Raw genomic sequence first — 18,034 nt, 5'->3', positions numbered from 1 at the left:
GACAAGGGCCAGGAGACACCGGAGCCCGACCTGCAGTGGTTCCAGGGGCGCCCGCAGAACGGTCTGGGCACCAACACAGTCAACACCCGGTACAAACTGATCCTGTCCGGCGCGACGAACCGTTCCGGTGACAACGCCGACCTGATCAAGTGGGTCAAGGCCGCCAAGGCCGCCGTCATCAAGGACAACTCGACCGCGGACTACAAGGTCAAGCCGTCCGAGGTACCCGCCGACGCGGTCACCTCCTCCGGCTCCGGCCTGGACCCGGACATCTCCCCGGACTACGCCGACATCCAGGTCCACCGCATCGCCGAGCGAAACGGCTTGTCCGTCGCCCAGGTCCAGAAACTCGTGGACGAGCACACGGACGGCCGCGTTCTCGGCTTCATGGGCGAACCCACGGTCAACGTCCTGGAACTCAACATCGCGCTCAAGGAACTCGTGGCCAAGAGCTGATGCCCTTGGGCGAACCACGCGGGGAGCCTGGCGGCCGGGGACAGTCCAGTCCGCTTCCCGCCCCACGGCCCGGGGTACGCGGCTCGGCCGGTCCCGGATCGTGTGTCGTGTGTCGTGTGGGGCCGGCTGATCGAGCGGTGTCGTCGGCCCGGTGCCGCTGCAGGGCTCCGACCGGTGCGACCGGCGCGATCGGGCGACCAACAGCCGCGGTCGCCGCGGTCACCGCCCCCGTTCGATCTTCGGGTGGCCCGGAGCCGGCCCGACGTGTTGGGCTCACCGGCGACGACGGCGGGGCCCGGCGCAGGTCAGGGCCCCGCCGCCGCAGTTCCCGAAGGCAGACGCCATGAACCGCGCAGCACTCCGGCCTGAGCCGGGCCGAGCCTGAGCCGCCCCGCGGGACGTGTTGGCTCAGCGACGACGGCGGAAGCGAGCGAGCCTTAACGGCCGAATGCCGTCTGTTCACGGGTGGGCGAACGCCAATAGCCTGTGCGACCTTCACGCTCTGGGGGTCTCGTGAACGGTCTCCGTGCGGTCATCGTCTGCCTTGTGATCGCCTGTGCCGCGGTGGTGTCGCCGGCCGCGGCTGTGACGCCCGACTGGTCGACGCTGCCGGTGCCGGCGGCGTCCCCGCCGATGACCGTGTCCGACCTCGCCGCCCGTGGGCCGGGTGAGGCGTGGGCGACCGGGTACGAGCATGCCGCCGATGGACCGCGGCCGATGCTGTACGGGTGGGACGGCACGTCGTGGAGCCGGGACACTACCTTCCCCGGCGCCGGCGAGCCGGGCCGGCTCGGCAAGGTGCAGTTCGTCGGCCAGGAGGTGTGGATCTTCCACGAACGCGTTGGGGCGGGGGAGATCCTGCGCCGTTCGGCGGGAGGGTGGAAGGTTCTTCCGTTGCCGCGGACCTTGTCGGTCCATCAGGATTTCGCCGCGGTACCGGGTGCCGCGTGGGTGGTCGGCGAGGACGACACCGGATTGAAGGTGCTGCACTACGACGGTTCCGGCTGGACCACCCAGTCCACCCCGGACGGGGTGCTGTACCTGATGGGGATCACCGCACGTACCGCCTCCGACGCCTGGGCCTGGGCGGACACGAGCACCGGGACCACCATTCTGCGCTGGGACGGCACCGTGTGGCGGGACGCGAACGTCCCGTTGCCGCCGAACAGCAACGTGCACACGGTCGTGCTCGACCCGTCCGGACGGGTCACGATCGGCGGCAGCCAGTACACCGACGGCGTGGCCCGCACCTACCTGATGACCTTCAACGGGCACGCCTGGCGCACCACCCACCCACCGCTGGGCGACACCTACACCGAGGCCATGGTGCGCGGCCCGGACGGCGCGCTGTGGCTGCCGGTGCGCAGCGACCGCGCGTTCCAGTCGAAGTACGCACGGCTGGACGGCCCCCGCACCACCTTCTCCTACGGCCCGGAGCGCACGAACGCGATCGACGTCAAACCGCGTGCACTGGCGAAGGCCGGGTTCTCCCTTCTGTCCTTCGGCACCGTCGAGATCTACGGCTCGAAACCAAACCTGATGAGCGAGCGGCTGGGAGGCTGACCATGGCACGCAGACTTCTCGTCGCGGCCCTCGCTGCGGCCATGACCATCGTGACCGCCATGACCTCGGCCGCGGCGGACACCCAGTCCTGGCAACACGTTCCGGTCCCGGCACAGGTACGCCCCCAGGCCGGGCTGAACGAGGCCGTGGCGTTCGGGCCGGACCGGGCGTGGGCGGTGGGTGCCGACGCCGTCGGCCGCGAGGCGCCGGGCTTCCCGCTGGTGCTGCGCTGGGACGGCACCGCGTGGCAGCGCCAGAGTCTGGCCGGGGTCGGCTGGCAGGGCGAGCTGCTGTCCGTCGCCGCGACCTCACCGACCGCGGTCTGGGCGGTCGGCCGCGACTCGGCGGGCGGCGCCCACCTGCTCCGTTACGACGGCATCGCCTGGGCCGAGAGCCGGCCGCCGCGCGGGGTCGTGCTGACGAAAACCGTCGCGGGCGGCGGTGAGACCTGGCTGATCGGTTCGCGGGAGGGCGCGCAGGTGTTGCTGCGCTGGGACGGGCGCGGCTGGGAGGACGTGCCGGTGCCGCCGGGATCCGTGTACGGCCTGCACATCGTGGCGGCCGACGACGTCTGGGCCGCGGGTGACACCGCGTCGGGGGCGGCCGTCTCGCACTGGAACGGGCAGGCATGGCAGCAGACGATCGTGGACGGTTTCCCGCGGTCGGGCTTGAGCAGTGTGCTGGCGGTCTCGCCGACGGAGGTGTGGGCGGGCGGCACGGCCGGGTTCGTCGGCGGCCCGGTCGGCCGGCCGATTCCGCCGCTGCTGGTCCGCTGGGACGGACAGTCATGGAACCGGGTGGCCGTGCCCACCGACTTCGGCGCGATCAGCTCACTGGTACCCGCCACGTCCGGCGCGCTTGCCTGGGTCGCGGTGGCCCGCTCGCAGAAGTGGGGTCCGCCGGGCAGCTATCCGCCGTTCGTCCCCGGACCGGATTTCCTCGCCTGGAACGGACAGTCGTTCACCGAGCACAGCGAACCGGCGGTGTCGGGGGAGGGTGGGTCCTCGCTGGTGCGGCTGGCGCCGGTGCCGGGCACGGCGACGGTGTGGTCGGTCGGCCGCGCAGACGGCCCCGAGGGCACCTTCGCGCCACGCATCCTGCGGTTCGGCTGAGAAGTCGGACGCGGCCACCTGTGGCAGAGCGCTTCGCTCGTCCGCGACGTCCGCGACGCCGGCGCGTTCGTCAGCGCGTGGCCATCCCACAGGCAAGGGCGGAACATCTGCGACCGGTCCGGGCCGGCGCCCCACCCTCTACCTGGGCCCTCGGCAGCCCAAGTCGACGTGTAGACGGTCACGGTGCCGCGGCCTGCCGACAACGTGCCGGTCCGCAAAGGGAGATGAGCAACAAAGGCCCCTGCTATGGTGCGCCGATGCCATCGATCAAGCAGTTCCAAGTCACCTTCGACTGCGCGGAGCCTGAGCGCGTCGCTCGCTTTTGGTGCGAGGTGTTGGGGTACGTCGTACCGCCGCCACCGGAGGGGTTTGCTACGTGGGGCGATTTCGATCGCTCTCTGCCGCCTGAGCGGCAGGGTTCGGCGTTCGTGTGCAGTGATCCCTCAGGCGTGGGCCCGCGACTGTTCTTCCAGCGCGTTCCCGAAGGGAAGGTCGTCAAGAATCGGCTGCATCTTGATGTGCGAGTCGGCACCGGACTCGTGGGGGCAGAGCGCCTCGCCACGCTCGAAGCCGAGTGCGCTCGACTGGTCGCGCTCGGTGCCGTACGCGTGCGACTGTTGCTTGCCGATGACCAAAACGAGTCGTGCCTCGTGATGCAGGACGTCGAGGGCAACGAGTTCTGTCTCGACTGAGCCTCCTCCGAGAGGGCGAGGTGGGAGCCGTCTCCGTGGGCGGGGCAGGTGTGGCCGTAATGCCCGCGTTGCCTTGGCCGCCCTGGCGGCTGCGGGTGCCGCCCATTGATCGCCCGCTGTGACGTGGACCCGGAAGGCCTCCCCGGGATACCACTCCAAGGGGTCGGGATCGACGGTGGTGCCTTGTGCGGTGCGGTGTTCGATCGTCTTGGTGGCGACGAGCCTTCACCGCTGGCCTGCTCAGCTGCAGGTAAAGGGTGACGGTGGCCCGGGTACCGGAGGCGTCCTTGTCGGTAATGCGGATGACGCCGTTGCCGCCGGCGTCGCTCTCAGCTCTGTTCGAGCAGCGGGCCGATTTTGTCCGCCCGCCGCCCGCCGAGCCCCGCGTGATCGTGCAGCAGGCTGATCGAGCACGTCGAGGCCCCTTCTTCTGTGTCGCTGACACGGCGCTCCAGGTGAGCCCGGAGTGAACCGGCAAGGAGCGCCGCCCGCCCTGGTTCGTTGACCGTCTGTCGGCGGTCATGTCGTTCGGAAGTCGTCCACCCGCTCGCCCTCCGCCTGGGACGGTTCGGTTCGGGGGACGTCCGGATGCTGCTCCTCCAGCGCTCGCTCGGCCGGTTCCTCACGCTCCCCCTCGGCCTGGGAGGGCGTGTGCGAGTACAGCCAGCGGTCGTAGTCCGAGGCTCCGGTCTTCATGGCGGGCCTCCCTTGGTCGCTTATGTCCATGCTCCTCCCGGGCCCGCCGGAGGGCCAGAACGGCCGAGTCGCATTTTTCGCCTCGATCGACTGGCGGGGCGGTGATCCCGACGCGTGGGTGACCTGCCAATGACGGAGCCGCCCGCCGGTATGTCCCCCGTGGCGGGCGGCTCGCGCCGTAGGTGTTCAGAGATCGAGGTCGGCGGCGGCGCACGTAAGGCGTCCTGGGCCGCTGGACGACACCGGCCGGGGCCGGCGACGGGATTCGAACCCGCGTTACCCGCTTGAGAGGCGAAGTAGCCGCAGCCTCCGCACCTGAACACCAGCACCGTAGCGTGCGTGCGGCGGGCGGGGCACCTGACTTTCTCATGCCTCCTCGGTTGCTCAGGTGGCTTGGGTGCCGTCTCGATGTGGCCTGGCTCGTGGACGAGCCGCGCAGCGGCACATCCGATCGAAGCGCTCGGTGACCTTGGCGTTCGTCAGCGTCGCGAGAATCCGGTGGCATGATCTGCGTTCTTGCGGGAAGGCGGCTTTGGTGTCGTACGCGCCTGCGGAGCTCGTGTCGCAGGTGAGTTCCGCCCTGGTCCAGGCCGGCTTTCAGGTGATGGGCGATGCGGACACCGGCGTCCCGGGGCTGCGTGTGACCGAGGTGCCTGCGGGCGCGTTGGTCGGCTGGACGGCTTCGGACGGCTTCACCGCGCTGGCCCGTGAACAAGCCGGACGTCCTTCGAGTGACGACAGCATGAGAGTGATCGTGCAGGCCGCAGTGACAGGGCTGCTGGTCCAGCTCGGACACACCGTCACCGAAGCCTCCCACGAGGGAGACTTGGTGGTCCTTGCTGACACCGTCGCGCCGGACGGTCCATGAAGCGGCAGATGCCGACCCGTTGACACTGCCTTGTCTGGTGTCGTCCTCCAATGCTGTTCGGGGTTCGGGAGGCGCGCGAACAAGGGTGAGGGCCGGCCTCATCGTCCGCGACGCGCAGCACCCTTGCACGTATGTGAAGCAGGCTGCAGACCATCGCGTCCGGTGAGCCGCCTTGGAGGGTCGCAGGGCGTCCCATGGACGCTCGACGCAGCACTGGACCACCGGAAGCAGGCAGGTGATTGGGCGTCAGACGCCGTTGTCAGTGCCTCGCTCTAGAGTGAAGACATCACTCGGGGAGCCTCGGAGGGGGAACAGAAGCATGTCCGCAAACAGGATCCAGCACAAGGTGAATCACGTCGCGCTGGTAGTGGACTGTTCGGGTTCAATGCGTCCGCACCAGAGTCAACTCATCCGAGTTGTGGACGAATTCGTGGCGGGACTGAAGGCCGAGTCGGACAGCCTCGGCCACGAGACCCGGATCAGCCTCTACTCCTTCGACCACAAGGTGGAGAACCTGGTCTGGGACATGGACGTGAAGCATCTGCCGTCCATGCGGGGGCTGTACCGGGTCAACAATGGGGCTACGGCCCTCATCGAGGCTTCGCTGAAGTCCCTGGATGACCTGGGCCATATCTGGGAGGAATACGGCGAGCACAGCTTCCTCCAGATCGTCGTGACGGACGGCGAGGAGAACGCCTCCGGCGGCGACCGGCGGCACGACGGCGACATGACCATCCTCGGCCCCTGGCTAGACAAGATCACGGCGAAGATGAGTGGGCTTCCGGGGCACTGGACCTCGGCGATCCTCGTTCCGAACTCCCTGGCCAAGCGGACCGCCCAGAACTACGGTTTCCCGGCCGGGAACATCGCCATCTGGGATGCGGATTCCCAGAAGGGCGTCGAGGAGGCGATCGGCACCGTGCGCGCTGCCGCCACCAGCTTCCTCCGCGGGCGAGAACAAGGGGTGCGCGGTACGAAGAACCTGTTCGCCGTCGGTCAGGACATATCGGTTGACGAGGTGCGGGCGAACCTCGAACCGATTCCTGCCGACAAGTACCGGCTTCTCAAAGTCGACAAGGAGGTCGAGATTCGCCCCTTCGTCAATTCGCATCCGGGCGTGACGTACGAACGTGGTTCGTGTTACTACCAGTTGGGCGCCCGGGCTCAGGTTCAGCAGAACAAAGAAGTCATCGTGGTCGAGAAGGACACCGACCGCGCCTATACGGGCGACGCGGCCCGCAGCCTTTTGTTCGGTACGGGTGTCCAGGGGACCGTCTCCGTGAAAGCGGGGAACAACCCGAAGCTGGAGGTGTACGTACAGAGCCGTTCGGTGAACAGGAAGCTCAAGCCGAAGACACGTCTGCTCATCATGCTCTGACATCAGAGAGCGAAGAGCGGGGTGGTCCGGGGCCAGTCTGCTGCCCACGCTCGTCACTTCCGTGAGCGACAGATGTCGCCCCGTGCATTCACCGGAGGCACGGGGCGGCAGGGGGCGGCAGGGGGTGCCGTGAAGGCCGCAGGAGCGATGTGTGTTGGCCTACCGACCCGTGTCCTTCTGGTCGTTCAGGCTCTCGCAGTTGCCCCACTCGACGGCGAGAACGTTCAGCCGCCCGCGAACCTTCGTCGCCGGCCGGGGCGAGCAGTGGGTCCATGGCTCGGCCGGGGGCCTGCGGGAGGGTGGCGCTGCGGCCGCTGTAACGCGTACGTACCCTCGCGTCGTGCCGATGCAGCAGCATGCCGGGAGCCGCCACCGTGCGAGTGTCCGTTCCGGCGACGGCGTCTTCGGTCTCGCGGACCTCGTATCTGCGCCGCCTGTCGTGGGGCAGGCCCCGTGTCGCGGCGGAGTTCTGGCGGGGCTGCTCGCGTTCTGGGCGGGCCCGGTCAGGAGGTGCCGAGGCTCCCGACGGATGGTTCCAGCAGGTCGAAGGCGCGGGTCCCGTCCGATGCGACGATCGCCTCGATTTCTTCATCCGGCCGTCCGGCGAGGGTGAGGTACTGGATTTGCTGGAAGAGGATGCGGTGGACGGTACCGAGCAGGCCGGCGGCCGTGCGGATGGTGATGTCGTCGATCGGCATGCCCTCGGCCTGGGCGAGAGCCTCTGCCAGTGCTTCTTCCCGACGGTCGTGCAGGCCGCGCACGCAGATCGTGAGGGTGGGGCTGTCGGCGATCATCCGGGCGAAATCGGGGCCGGTGAAGCCGGTTACGGGATCGTGTGTGGCCAGTGCGTCGGTGAAGGCGCGGCGCAGTGCCCCCAGGGCTGACTCACCGGCGTGCCGCGCTGTCACGGCCGCGGCCAGGGTCGCGACGAAGGCGTCTTGATGGTCCAGGGCCATGTCCTCCTTGCGGGCGAAGTAGTTGGTGACGGTCTTTTTGGAGACACGCGCGGCGTCGGCGATCTCGGCGATCGTCGTGGCGTCGAAGCCCTGCTCGAGGAAGAGGCGGGTGGCCTGGTCGGAGATGTGCTGGCGGGTCTCCTGCTTCTTGACCTCGCGCAGGCCCGCAGGTTGTGACGTCGCGCGCTCGTTGTCGCTACTCATGGGCGAATCTTACACCGATAGTATTTTTACGTTGACGGCATCCTGGCTCTAGGAGTAAATTTACTCTCGACGTAAGTTCACGTGAAGGGGGATCGGTGACTGTGCACCCAGCTGTTGCCCCCGCTGCCCGCCCGCGAGCGGGTGGTGTTTCTCCAGCCGCTGATCACCTCCTCGACGGTCGAGGTGCGTGAGAACACCTACTACAACGCCCGAAAGGGGTGACCGACTTCGAGCGGCGCAACGGCAACCCTGCCCGCCCGATCCGGCAGCGCTACAGCGACGCGGACGTCGCGCTGCTGCTGTCGGCCGCCTGGTGGGACTGGCCCATCGAGCTGATCACCCGTCCTGTGCGCACGACCGTGGCCGGCATCCCCGCGGAGATCAGCGAGATCGCCGCGTGTCACGGTGCCGCCCGCAGCTCAGCCCCCGCGTCCTGACCGACCACCCTCCTCAATCGGGCCCGCCCCGGCCCGCACGCATTCACCCCCGTCCGCCCGAGCAAGGAGCATGCATTGCCCGACACCCAGTCCGCCACCGTGCCCCCGATGGTCTCGCTGCCCGCCCAGGCGGAACGCCTCATCGAGCTGGGACTGCACACGCACGCCGGGATGCCGGCCGAGGAAGTCCGCACCTTCGCCGAGCAACACCGGAACGAGGACAGTGACACCCTGCTGGCCATCGACCCGGGCCGCGTTCCCGCCTCGGTCCTCACCCCGCTGCTCCGCCACGGCGACAAGCCCGGCTTCGTCGTCACCGACATGCCCGACGTCGACCACTTCACGCCCCACGGGATCGACCTGCCCGACTCCCCGCTCTACGTGGTCAGCGGCGTAGACCGGGGCGACCACATGGCCAACTGGAGCCCGGAGGAAGCACTGCCCGCGCTCACCAAGGAGGACCGCACCCCACTGCTGCTCAGCGAAGGCATCCACTGGGTGCTCCAGCAGCCGGCGGCCCTCGAGCGCAACCGCTGCTTCATGACCATCGGCTCCCGGCTGCGCAAGCCGAACGGCACGTACGACGCCCGCACCCCCGCAATCTGGATCAGCAACGGCACCGGCCGGGACGGCCGCGAGAGACGCAACGCCCCGAAGGTCGGCTGGTGCTGGTGGGGAAACCGCCACACCTGGCTGGGCTTTGCCAGCGCGAGGGCCCGCGGAATCTGACGAACCGGAGGCGGACACCGCCAGCGTGCACCGGTATCCCGCCGCCGTTGCGCGCCCTGGCGGCCGAGGGTCCGTCACCGGCCCCGTGAGCAGGCCGCGACGAGTACGGGGGTCACCTTGTGGCCCGCGCCTGATCCCGCTGCAGCACGCCGATCGGCGCGACCGACGGCCGCCGACCGCCGGCACCGGGTCCGGCGCGTATGCACAGGGGCCGTATGCGCAGGGGCGAAGGCGCTCCAGTCGGGCGGCAGGGGCATGCACACACTTCTGTGACCGAGTGGTTCAGTTGGTACTACGCGCCAGAAGCAGCGCTCTGCCTCAAGTCGCCCTGACCGACAACGAAAAGAGCTTTACGCTCTCCCCATGGTCTCGGCATGATTCCCCTCGTGCACGAGGACAGGGACCATGGCGGGCAAGGACGGTACACGCTGACGGACACGGACAGCGGCCATGTCTGGGGCGTCTGCGCAGAGGTGGAGGGGCTGTTCAGGGAACCCCGGCGTGGGACGTACGAACTGTTCGGCTGGGTTCCACACGAAGCCGAGGTGTGCGGCTGGGTGGGCAGCCGGGTGTGGCTCGTGCCGGAGGACAGGACGCTCGATGCCTGGCTACTGGAGGACGCGGAGAGCCGCGGACGGCAGCCGGGAACGGACGGTCTCGTGCTCACCGGTCTGGACGACCACAACGGCCCGCCCGAGGGACACAGGGATGCTGTCCGACTCCACGACGGCTACCGGTGGTTGGGATCCTGCCGAGAGTTCGCCCGCGTCCTGCCTCCCGAAGACGCGGCGCCCCCGCTCGTCCTGCGGGGGCTCGTCCCGGGTGATCGGCTACGACGGGCACTGACGGTAGGCACCCGCCGCGCGCTGGACCTGGAGGAGGCCTGGCTGGAGATACGGGACGACAGCGGCGAGCCGCTCACCGACCGGTTGCTGCGGCCCCGAATCCGTGCGTGGCGCCGGTCCTCTCACGGGGCGAAGCTGATCGATCTGGAACTCGAGGGAGAGCTCGAACCCGTACCGGGGCACGCCAAGCCCATCTGGGAGCGCTGGCTCGCCGGCCCGCCGGACACCGCCGGCGCCTGGGCGGACCTCGACACCCGGCAGCGCGATGCCTGGCTCGCGCTCGTCCGCGAGCGGGGCTGCCGGCTCAAGCACCGGGACAGGCCGGCCGGACACGCGTACGAACTGGACGGTCGACACGTCACTGATGAACCGGGCCTCTTTCTCGCACTTGGCGAGGCCGTCAACGGGCCGGGTGGTTACTTCGGCGGCTGCCTGGACGCAATCGTGGACTGTCTGCGCGGCAACTTCGGCTATATCGCTCCCGCGAACCTGCTCTGGCGGGATGCGTCGACCGCACGCGGGCACCTGTCCCGCGTCCTGGCGCCGGAGGGTGAGCCCTATGACCTGGTCGCCACGGTGCTCGAAATCCTGGCCGACGGCGGGATGCGCGTCACCTTCGCGTGAATCGGCGTCCGCCGCGCCGAAGCAGCGGGGGCTCCATGCTGCACTCAGGAGTGATGTCCTCGGGCTGACGTCTCGCGGTAACGCCCCCGACCGGCGGGCCTTGCGGCGCAGGCACGCTCACGGCAACTGCCGCGCCGTAGCTGCTGCTTGCGGGCCGGGGGTGCCGGGAACTCACGAGACAGACCCGTTCGGAGCATCGGCGGCGCGGGTATGCCATGTCCTGCCGCGCGCATGTCACGAGCGCGGATCCGGCTTCGACCGAGGGGCGTCATTGCGACACAGAGTGGCTGGTCCGGGGCTCGGTGAAATCCGCGGCGATCACGCCATCATCAACCCGGCGATGGGCGCCATGGCGCAGGTGCTGCGGGGATTCTTGCTGCTTCTCTGGATCGCCCTGCTCGTCGCCACTGTCGTCAACCCGTCCGCAGTCAATGACAATGCCGCTGTCGCGACGGCGGTGGTGGCCGTGGTGTACGCTCTGAAGTCCGGATGGCGCCGGCTGACCGCCCGGCTTGGTGTGAACAGGTGTTACCTGTGCGCGGACGGCGTGGCCGTCACCGACCGGTTCGGCCGGACACGCGACTCTGTGGCGTGGTGCGAGGTGACCGGGGTGCAGGCGGTGCTGGGTCTCGTCATAGGCTGCCACCGCATCGAAATCTTCAGAAGCCGTGACACCACCCCCCTCTGGTTCGTGGCGCCGGGAGCGAAGTCCGCCCTGGTGCAGGCTCTGCTCGACGAGGGCAGGCGCAGCGGCGTCCTCCAGAATCGCGCGCAGGGGCATTGAGGCAGGTTGTCGATGCATCTGCGACCAGGCGAGACCGAGGCCGTTGGCTGGAGGGTGGTGACCGTGCTCGACGCCGTACGGCAGCTGCGCGACGCATCACCCGACGTCACCGGACGGCCGCGAGTGATCGCGATCGACGGTCGGGGCGGCGCCGGCAAGACGACCCTGGCCGAGCGGCTGCGCAAGGTGGTGCCCAACTCCGCCATCGTGCACACCGACGACATCGCCTGGAACCACGCCTACTTCGACTGGGGCGCCGTGCTTGTCGAGAACATCCTGCAACCCCTGCACCGGGGTGAGGCGGTGGACTTCCGCCCCGATGCCTGGATCACCCACGACCGGCCAGGATCGATCACCGTCCCCGCCCGGACCGACTTCGTCTGGGTCGAGGGCACCGGCATCATCCGCGAAGAGCTTGCCTTGTGGTTGGACGCTTCGGTGTGGATGCAGGGGGACCTCGACGAGCAAGAGCGCTTGTTGGTCGTCCGTGACGGTGACTCACCCGAGCAACTGGAGCACGTGGCGAACTGGCTGTCGGAGGAAGTGCCGTTCTTGTTGCGAGAGCAGCCGTGGGCCCGCGCCACGATGATCGTGGCAGGCCCTCCCCGGACCGACCACGACCCGGACACCGAGTTGGTCGTCGCCCCGCCGACCAGGTCCAGGTCGGCCGACCCGCCTGCAGAACGTGAGTGAGCGGTACGAGCGGAACTCGGCAAGGGCCGCGCGCGACGCCGGGCAGACCAAGCTGCCCGGCCCGGTGATGCCGTAGGTGCGCGGCCGGATCGTGGCGACCATCCCGGTGCCTTGCCCAGGCGGGTCCGCGAACCCGGGATCGGCCGGGGCGTCAGGTTTTCACGCAGCGTCGGAGGGCGCCTCGCTCTGCTGGGCGACGGGCGTCAGCTCGGCGCCGGGAGCACCCGCTCCCATGACAGCCGCTCGCGTTCAGGACTCGAGGAATTCAAGCGCCCTCAGCACGAATTCATCGTGGAATTGGAAGATTCCTCCGTGTCCGGCATCCGGGTAGAGGGGGACGAGTTCGCTCTGGGGCAGGCGTGCTGCCAGGTCGAGGGTGTTCCGGCTGGGCACCATCCGGTCGTTCTCACCGTTTGCCAGGAGGACCGGCTGGCGAACGTCCGACAGGTCGGACGGCGCCTGGCGACCCCATTGTCTGATGGCCTTCAGCTGGGCGCGGAACGACGGCAGGGAGATGTCTTTGTCGCGGTCGTGTGTGCGCTCCTTCAGTCGTTCCAGGAAGGCGCGTCCGGCCCGCCGGCCGTCTGCGGTGTCCGTGAAGAAGAGCGAGAGCTTGGGATCCTGGCGGGTGAGGGCGCCCTTGAGCGTGGCCTGGATGCTGAGCGCCGGGACCTTGCTGATGCCGGGCCCCCCGGCGGGGCCCGTGCCCGCGAGGATGACCTTGCGGACGAGGCGCGGTTCTTCTGCCACGATGACCTGTGCGACGAAGCCGCCCATCGACAGGCCGAACAGATCGACTTGGTCGAACCCGAGGGCCCGGATGAACAGCACCGCGTCGCGGGCCATCGCCTCGATCGAGTCCGGCGTGGAACCGCTCGATCCGCCCACCCCGCGGTTGTCGAAGGTGATGACCCGACGTCGCGCGGCGAGTCCGTCGACGATGCGCGGGTCCCAGTTGTCCAGGACCCCGGCCAGGTGAATCAGGAGGATCAGCGGTACGCCATCCTCGGTGCCGAGTTCCCGGTAGGCGAAGTTCTCGCCGTGAACGGACACGGAGCGGGTCGGCGCGTTCTTGTACGACGACGTGGAGGCGGGCGGGGAATTACGCGGGGTGCTCATGTTCAGGTCCTTTTGTAGCGGGGGTTCCAGCACACTTCTCGTTGGCGCGGGCTGTTGTCGTTCCGGCGCTCATGGAGGCTCTTGACCGCCCGGCGGGGCTGTTCCCTCACGTCGTCCTGATGCCGGCCTGCCCGTGACCGGGGGAGAGGCAAGACCCGATGAATTATGATCGTAATGTTATGTGGTCGGTCGGCGGACCGCAAGTGGGTCCGGTGCTCTCAGGGCCGCCGCCGCGCTGTGACGCCCGGGCGCGGCCGGGCGCCCTGCGGTGCGGCATGCTCCTGCTGCGGGTGTCTCAGGTGGAGGTCCTGGCGCACTCGTGCTCCTCGTTCAGCAATGCGAGGGCGTTGTGGATGCCCTCCTCGAGGAGTTCGTCGGCGAGGCGCGTGTCGGCGAGGGCGCGGGAGAGCTGCAGCGTCCCGGCCATCATGGCGTAGGCTCCGAGTGCCTTGGTGCGGGCCGAGAGCGGATCGTCGGGTGACAGGCGGGCGGCGAAGCCGTCGATGACCATCAGCACGCCGTCCGTGTAAGCCTGCTTGGTCGGGTCTGTGCAGCGCCGGATTTCGTCGAGCAGGGCGGCGGAGGGGCAGCCGTCGTCGGAGCTGTCGCGGTGCCGGGCGGACAGGTACCACCGGACGATCTCCTCAAGTCCGGCGCGGCCGGGTGCCGCCTGGGCGACGATGTTCGCGTTCTGTGTCTGTAGCTGGTCGGCGACCGCGGTGGCCACGAGGTCGTCCTTCGACGTGAAGTGGGTGTAGAAGGCGCCGTTGGTCAGCCCTGCGTCCTTCATGAGCGCCGAGATGCCCGAACCGTCGATGCCGTCCCGCTTGAACCGGCGCCCGGCCGCCTCGACGATCCGCTGCCTGGTCGCCTGCTTGTGCTCTGTCCCGTATCGCACTGCACGCTCCTTTCGTCCCTCGGAGGGGTCGCTCGCTCTCCCTCGCCGCATTGTATTATGAATGTAATTCAATGCCGCCAGGGCGTCGACCATCGTCCGCTCGTGGAGTCCGCCAGGTTTTGCCCTTTGCGGCGACTGATCCGTCTGTTTCCGGTCTGCCTGGCCTCTGAGCGCAACGCGACTGTGTTCGACCACGTCGGCGTCGGCCACCCGACGGCGGAGCGCGCGACCGGCTTGAGGGGTTCGTCTCGGGGGTCATGGCGGTGGGTCGGCCTTCAGTGCGAGCGCCGCCTCATGGCTGTGTGAGGCGGCGCTCGCGCGATGGTGGAACGTCGCCGTTGTGGGGCCCGGCCAGCGGTCGGCGCGTCCCGGCGGTGCGACCTCGCGGCGGATGGCGGATGGCTCAACGTGGCTGCTTGCTCGGCCCGCCTACGCGTACGTGTCACGACTGGTCGGCCGGCCATGGCCTCCGTCTTCGCGGTCAAGTGCATCGCTGTACCTGGGGCTCCGGATTCACCTCGCCTTGATGTCGCAGGCCCTCGGGCCCCGGGCCGCTTGGCCGCGCACCCATCGTCGACCGCCGCACGCGCTCCGTCGTTCGGCCCGGGGTGGTGGGCAGGCGGCGCGCCCCCCAAGAGCGGGGCAGCTCCCCTGAGCGGCCCAGAGTGGAGTGCGACCTGCGTCGATGGGTGTTTCTTGCGACGGTGCACAGCCGCACGCGTGGCTGTCCGCGGGGCGGGCCATCGCGGCAGTGGCCCCCGCTCGCTAGGGCGGGCAAGGGGTGTGGATCGGGGGCGGCATCGCCCCGCCGTGATCGTCGCAGGTCGTGCCGTCCACCGTGCTTCGCCGGCGTGTGCGTCTTGTTCGGCTGTGAGGGCTTGCGACTCAATGAAATTATGATCATACTCTAATGGTCGACGGGAAGCCGAAGTGCTCGACCGCTCAGAGTTCCGACGCCTACGGCCTGCCCGTCGACTCCGCAGACTGCGCCTGCAGTCGGCGGACCCCAGGTAACTGCTCCGCATCCCCCTTCCAAGGAGGAGGGGGTGGTGTCCTCGCAGGAACCCTCGTATCCCTCACCCCGAAGGGCGCGACCGTGAATGACTCACAGGATGTGCGAGGCGATGTCGTGACGTCGTACAAGAACGCGCCGACCCGCACCATCACCGCCGGTGGGGTGACCTTCTCCTACCGAGAGCTCGGTCCGCGGTCCGGCGTGCCGGTGGTCTTTCTCAACCATCTCTACGGAGTCCTCGACAACTGGGACCCCCGGGTCGTCGACGGCATCGCCGCCAAGCATCACGTCATCACGTTCGACAACAGGGGCGTCGGCGCTTCCACCGGTTCGACCCCGCGCACCATCCAGGAGATGGCGAAGGACGCCGTCACCTTCATCCGGGCGCTCGGGCTGGAGCGCGTCGACCTCCACGGCTTCTCGATGGGCGGCATGATCGCCCAGGTGATCGTGCAGACCGACCCGCAGCTCGTCCGCAAGCTGATCCTCAGCGGTACCGGTCCCGCGGGCGGCGAGGGCATCAAGAACGTGACGGTGTTGTCCCATCTCGACACCGTCCGGGCCCTGTTCACCTTCCAGGACCCGAAGCAGTTCCTCTTTTTCACCCGCACCGCCACCGGGCGTCGGGCCGGCAAGGAGTTCGTGGGTCGCCTGAAGGAGCGCACCGCGGACCGGGACAGGACCATGTCCCTCATCGCGTACAGCAACCAGCTCAAGGCCATTCACCGCTGGGCCCTGGAGCGGCCCCACGACCTCTCGGGCATCCAGCAGCCCGTGCTCGTCGCCAATGGTGACCACGACAGAATGGTGCCGACGAAGAATTCGTACGACCTGGCCCAGCGGCTGCCGAACAGCGAGTTGGTGGTCTACCCCGACGCCGGCCATGGCGGCGTCTTCCAGTTCCACGACCGGTTCGTGGAGACAGCGCTCGAATTCCTCGCCCGGCAGTAGGCGGGCGGTGCAACCGTCGCTTGGGCCGAGGACGTTGCCTCGGAGCCGTGACGCCCGGTGGGGCGGGCGGCTCGAGGTGCCCGTTCGGAGTTTCTGCGCCCTTGAGCCCGGCGAAGGGTGCTCGACGGCAGACGTGGACGCATGGATGCCGACGCATCACGTCGACGCGAGAACGGGCCTCGCGGAGAAGCCTCCTGCGAGTCCGTGGGCGGGGCGGGCGTAGGTCTTCCGCTCACCCCATGAATGCGAGGGCGTTATTGATTCCCTGTTCCAGGACCTCGTCGGCGAACTTGCCGTCGGACAGGGCGCGAGACAGTTGCAACGTCCCCACCAGCATGGTGAAGAGTCCGATGGCCTTGGCTCGAGCGGACTGCGGGTCCTCGGGTGCCAGCCGGGCGGCGACTTCCTCCACGACGTCCCGTGCGCCATCGGTGTAGGCCTGTTTGGTCGCGTCTCCGCAGCGGCCGATCTCGTCGAGCAGGGCGGCGGAGGGGCATCCGAGGCCGGGGTGGTCCCGGTGCTCGGGCGACAGGTATTCGCGAATGAAATCCTCGAGCCCCGGGCGGCCGGGCCGCAGGGTGTCGTATGTTGCGAGCTGCGTGCGCAGCTCGCCGGCCACGACATGGGCGACGAGGTCGTCCTTGGACGCGAAGTGGGCGTAGAAGGCTCCGTTGGTGAGTCCGGCGTCCGACATCAGCGTGGAGATGCCCGAGCCGTCGATGCCGTCCTGCTTGAACCGCTGGCCGGCCTTCTCGATGATGCGTTGCCGCGTCACCTGCTTGTGCTCCTTGGCGTAACGGACCACGAGCTTCCTCCATTCGCTCCGTAAGGCGGTTGCCCCGTACTCAAGAGTAGTCTATGACCTGACACATGTAATATTACGGGCGGCAGGTGATTTTGGCCACGGCTTTCGCGCCATTGATCGGCATCGGACGGACCGGTGTCGAGGGCTCATGTGCGCAGGCGGGCGCCTTTCCCCGGCCGGGCGGTGACTTCGCGAGGGGTGAGGGTGGAGTGTTCCGTGGAGCACTGGACGACGACGCGGACCGGGGCGTCGCAGTCGGTGTGGCGGATGTCCAGTGCGGGGCCGTCGGGGCCGAGAGTGTGAGTCTCGCCCCATTGGGTGAGTGCCATCAGGACGGGCCACAGGTCCCAGCCTTTGCGGGTCAGGCGGTATTCGTTGCGGGGGCGGCTGCCGGGCTCCTGGTAGGGGACGGTCTTCAGGATGCCGGCCGCGGTGAGCTTGCGGAGGCGGTCGCTGAGGACGGCTTCCGAGAGGCCGATGTGGCGGTGGAAGTCGTCGAAGCGGCGGACTCCATTGACGGCGTCACGCAGGATCAGCAGTGTCCACTTCTCCCCGATCACGTCGAGCGTGCGCTGGACGGGGCAGTTCTCCGTACTCGTCTCGAGCCACTCCATCCCGCCATCGTAAGAGCCTGGCTTCGTCATTGACAGTCAGGCGAGCCCGCGGCTAGCTTCATTTGAAAAAGTCAGATGGGAAGGCGTCGGTCGTGGGACGAACACGTACGTATCAATGGGAAGATCCCGCGATCCTGGCGGAAGCCGCCGGACGCATGGCCGGCATCGACTTCCTGCGCGAGCTGCAGGCGGGGCGGCTGCCGGGACCGCCCATCAACTACAGCGTCGACTTCACCCTGGACGAGGTGGAGCCCGGCAGGGCGGTGTTCTCGCTGACGCCGGGGGAGGAGCACTACAACCCGATCGGCAGCGTGCACGGCGGCGTCTTCGCCACTCTGCTGGACTCGGCGGCGGGCTGCGCCGTCCAGTCCACCCTCCCGCAGGGCGTGGCGTACACCTCGCTCGACCTGACGGTGAAGTTCCTGCGGCGGATCACCGTGGACACGGGCACGGTGCGCGCCATCGGCACGGTCGTCAACCAGGGCCGTCAAACCGCTCTCGCCCAGGCCCAGTTGGTCGACGCGAAGGACCGACTGCTCGCCCACGCCACCAGCAGCTGCATGCTCTTCCCGGTGCCTCCCGCGCAAAGGTGAGC

19 protein-coding genes and 1 tRNA gene are annotated in these 18,034 nt (G+C 68.7%); 13 read left to right on the top strand and 7 right to left on the bottom strand.

Going from position 1 to position 18,034, the window contains the following annotated elements; all coding sequences use genetic code 11:
* The 4 genes from ACZ5XS_RS19285 to ACZ5XS_RS19270 form a co-directional block, all read left to right on the top strand.
* A partial coding sequence (locus ACZ5XS_RS19285; RefSeq protein ID WP_468652773.1) for a potassium-transporting ATPase subunit C occupies positions 1–456 on the top strand: 456 nt, incomplete at its 5' end.
* A 513-nt stretch (positions 457–969) separates the two neighbouring features.
* Positions 970–2,019 (top strand): hypothetical protein, encoded by a 1,050-nt coding sequence (locus ACZ5XS_RS19280; protein WP_468652771.1) that lies wholly within the window; start codon positions 970–972, stop codon positions 2,017–2,019.
* Between the two features lie 2 nt (positions 2,020–2,021).
* Complete coding sequence (locus ACZ5XS_RS19275; protein ID WP_468652769.1) at positions 2,022–3,131, top strand: beta propeller repeat protein; 1,110 nt, start codon at positions 2,022–2,024, stop codon at positions 3,129–3,131.
* Positions 3,132–3,388: 257 nt separating this feature from the next.
* Positions 3,389–3,823: a VOC family protein gene (locus ACZ5XS_RS19270; protein WP_468652767.1), complete on the top strand. Its 435-nt coding sequence runs from the start codon at positions 3,389–3,391 to the stop codon at positions 3,821–3,823.
* A 519-nt stretch (positions 3,824–4,342) separates the two neighbouring features.
* Here ACZ5XS_RS19270 and ACZ5XS_RS19265 read toward each other — a convergent pair.
* Both ACZ5XS_RS19265 and ACZ5XS_RS19260 read right to left on the bottom strand, forming a co-directional pair.
* Positions 4,343–4,519 (bottom strand): hypothetical protein, encoded by a 177-nt coding sequence (locus tag ACZ5XS_RS19265; RefSeq protein WP_468652765.1) that lies wholly within the window; start codon positions 4,517–4,519, stop codon positions 4,343–4,345.
* Positions 4,520–4,769: 250 nt separating this feature from the next.
* Positions 4,770–4,846: transfer RNA gene (locus ACZ5XS_RS19260), tRNA-OTHER, on the bottom strand.
* Positions 4,847–4,982: 136 nt separating this feature from the next.
* On the opposite strand from ACZ5XS_RS19260, the gene ACZ5XS_RS19255 reads away from it, so the two are divergent.
* On the top strand, positions 4,983–5,387 hold the full coding sequence (locus ACZ5XS_RS19255) for a hypothetical protein (RefSeq protein ID WP_468652763.1): 405 nt from the start codon (positions 4,983–4,985) through the stop codon (positions 5,385–5,387).
* A 319-nt stretch (positions 5,388–5,706) separates the two neighbouring features.
* The gene (locus tag ACZ5XS_RS19250) at positions 5,707–6,765 is read left to right on the top strand and encodes a vWA domain-containing protein (RefSeq protein WP_468652761.1); all 1,059 of its coding nucleotides are present in this window, start codon (positions 5,707–5,709) and stop codon (positions 6,763–6,765) included.
* A 503-nt stretch (positions 6,766–7,268) separates the two neighbouring features.
* Here ACZ5XS_RS19250 and ACZ5XS_RS19245 read toward each other — a convergent pair.
* Positions 7,269–7,925, bottom strand: a complete 657-nt coding sequence (locus ACZ5XS_RS19245; RefSeq protein ID WP_468652759.1) for a TetR/AcrR family transcriptional regulator — start codon at positions 7,923–7,925, stop codon at positions 7,269–7,271.
* 218 nt (positions 7,926–8,143) lie between these two features.
* Between ACZ5XS_RS19245 and ACZ5XS_RS19240 the strand changes: the two genes are divergently transcribed.
* The 5 genes from ACZ5XS_RS19240 to ACZ5XS_RS19220 all read left to right on the top strand — a co-directional run bounded on the left by ACZ5XS_RS19240 (position 8,144) and on the right by ACZ5XS_RS19220 (position 12,037).
* Positions 8,144–8,362 (top strand): hypothetical protein, encoded by a 219-nt coding sequence (locus ACZ5XS_RS19240; protein WP_468652757.1) that lies wholly within the window; start codon positions 8,144–8,146, stop codon positions 8,360–8,362.
* A gap of 75 nt (positions 8,363–8,437) precedes the next feature.
* Positions 8,438–9,091 carry a DUF5701 family protein gene (locus tag ACZ5XS_RS19235; protein ID WP_468652755.1) on the top strand — a complete coding sequence of 218 codons (654 nt, stop codon included), beginning with the start codon at positions 8,438–8,440 and terminating at the stop codon, positions 9,089–9,091.
* A gap of 374 nt (positions 9,092–9,465) precedes the next feature.
* Positions 9,466–10,560: a barstar family protein gene (locus tag ACZ5XS_RS19230; RefSeq protein WP_468652753.1), complete on the top strand. Its 1,095-nt coding sequence runs from the start codon at positions 9,466–9,468 to the stop codon at positions 10,558–10,560.
* Positions 10,561–10,831: 271 nt separating this feature from the next.
* The gene (locus ACZ5XS_RS19225) at positions 10,832–11,344 is read left to right on the top strand and encodes a hypothetical protein (RefSeq protein WP_468652751.1); all 513 of its coding nucleotides are present in this window, start codon (positions 10,832–10,834) and stop codon (positions 11,342–11,344) included.
* A 12-nt stretch (positions 11,345–11,356) separates the two neighbouring features.
* A complete protein-coding gene (locus ACZ5XS_RS19220) occupies positions 11,357–12,037 on the top strand; it encodes a uridine kinase family protein (protein WP_468652749.1) in 681 nt (226 codons plus the stop codon).
* Positions 12,038–12,286: 249 nt separating this feature from the next.
* Here ACZ5XS_RS19220 and ACZ5XS_RS19215 read toward each other — a convergent pair whose 3' ends face one another.
* Together ACZ5XS_RS19215 and ACZ5XS_RS19210 are read right to left on the bottom strand one after the other, a co-directional pair.
* A complete protein-coding gene (locus tag ACZ5XS_RS19215) occupies positions 12,287–13,156 on the bottom strand; it encodes an alpha/beta fold hydrolase (RefSeq protein ID WP_468652747.1) in 870 nt (289 codons plus the stop codon).
* 295 nt (positions 13,157–13,451) lie between these two features.
* Positions 13,452–14,054, bottom strand: coding sequence for a TetR family transcriptional regulator (locus ACZ5XS_RS19210; RefSeq protein ID WP_468652745.1), 603 nt, complete (start codon positions 14,052–14,054; stop codon positions 13,452–13,454).
* Between the two features lie 1,129 nt (positions 14,055–15,183).
* On the opposite strand from ACZ5XS_RS19210, the gene ACZ5XS_RS19205 reads away from it, so the two are divergent.
* Positions 15,184–16,020, top strand: a complete 837-nt coding sequence (locus tag ACZ5XS_RS19205) for an alpha/beta fold hydrolase (RefSeq protein WP_468652743.1) — start codon at positions 15,184–15,186, stop codon at positions 16,018–16,020.
* Between the two features lie 232 nt (positions 16,021–16,252).
* Here the strand turns inward: ACZ5XS_RS19205 and ACZ5XS_RS19200 are convergent, their stop codons facing one another.
* Together ACZ5XS_RS19200 and ACZ5XS_RS19195 are read right to left on the bottom strand one after the other, a co-directional pair.
* Positions 16,253–16,825: a TetR/AcrR family transcriptional regulator gene (locus ACZ5XS_RS19200; protein WP_468652741.1), complete on the bottom strand. Its 573-nt coding sequence runs from the start codon at positions 16,823–16,825 to the stop codon at positions 16,253–16,255.
* 146 nt (positions 16,826–16,971) lie between these two features.
* Positions 16,972–17,439 carry a winged helix-turn-helix transcriptional regulator gene (locus tag ACZ5XS_RS19195; RefSeq protein WP_468652739.1) on the bottom strand — a complete coding sequence of 156 codons (468 nt, stop codon included), beginning with the start codon at positions 17,437–17,439 and terminating at the stop codon, positions 16,972–16,974.
* A gap of 92 nt (positions 17,440–17,531) precedes the next feature.
* Between ACZ5XS_RS19195 and ACZ5XS_RS19190 the strand changes: the two genes are divergently transcribed.
* Positions 17,532–18,032 (top strand): PaaI family thioesterase, encoded by a 501-nt coding sequence (locus tag ACZ5XS_RS19190; protein ID WP_468652737.1) that lies wholly within the window; start codon positions 17,532–17,534, stop codon positions 18,030–18,032.
* Positions 18,033–18,034: the final 2 nt, after the last annotated feature.

The sequence above is a fragment of the Streptomyces sp. NPDC033131 genome (genome assembly GCF_055578365.1).
Note: the sequence above shows the minus strand (reverse complement) of the source record. Positions and strands in the feature narration are given on the sequence as shown.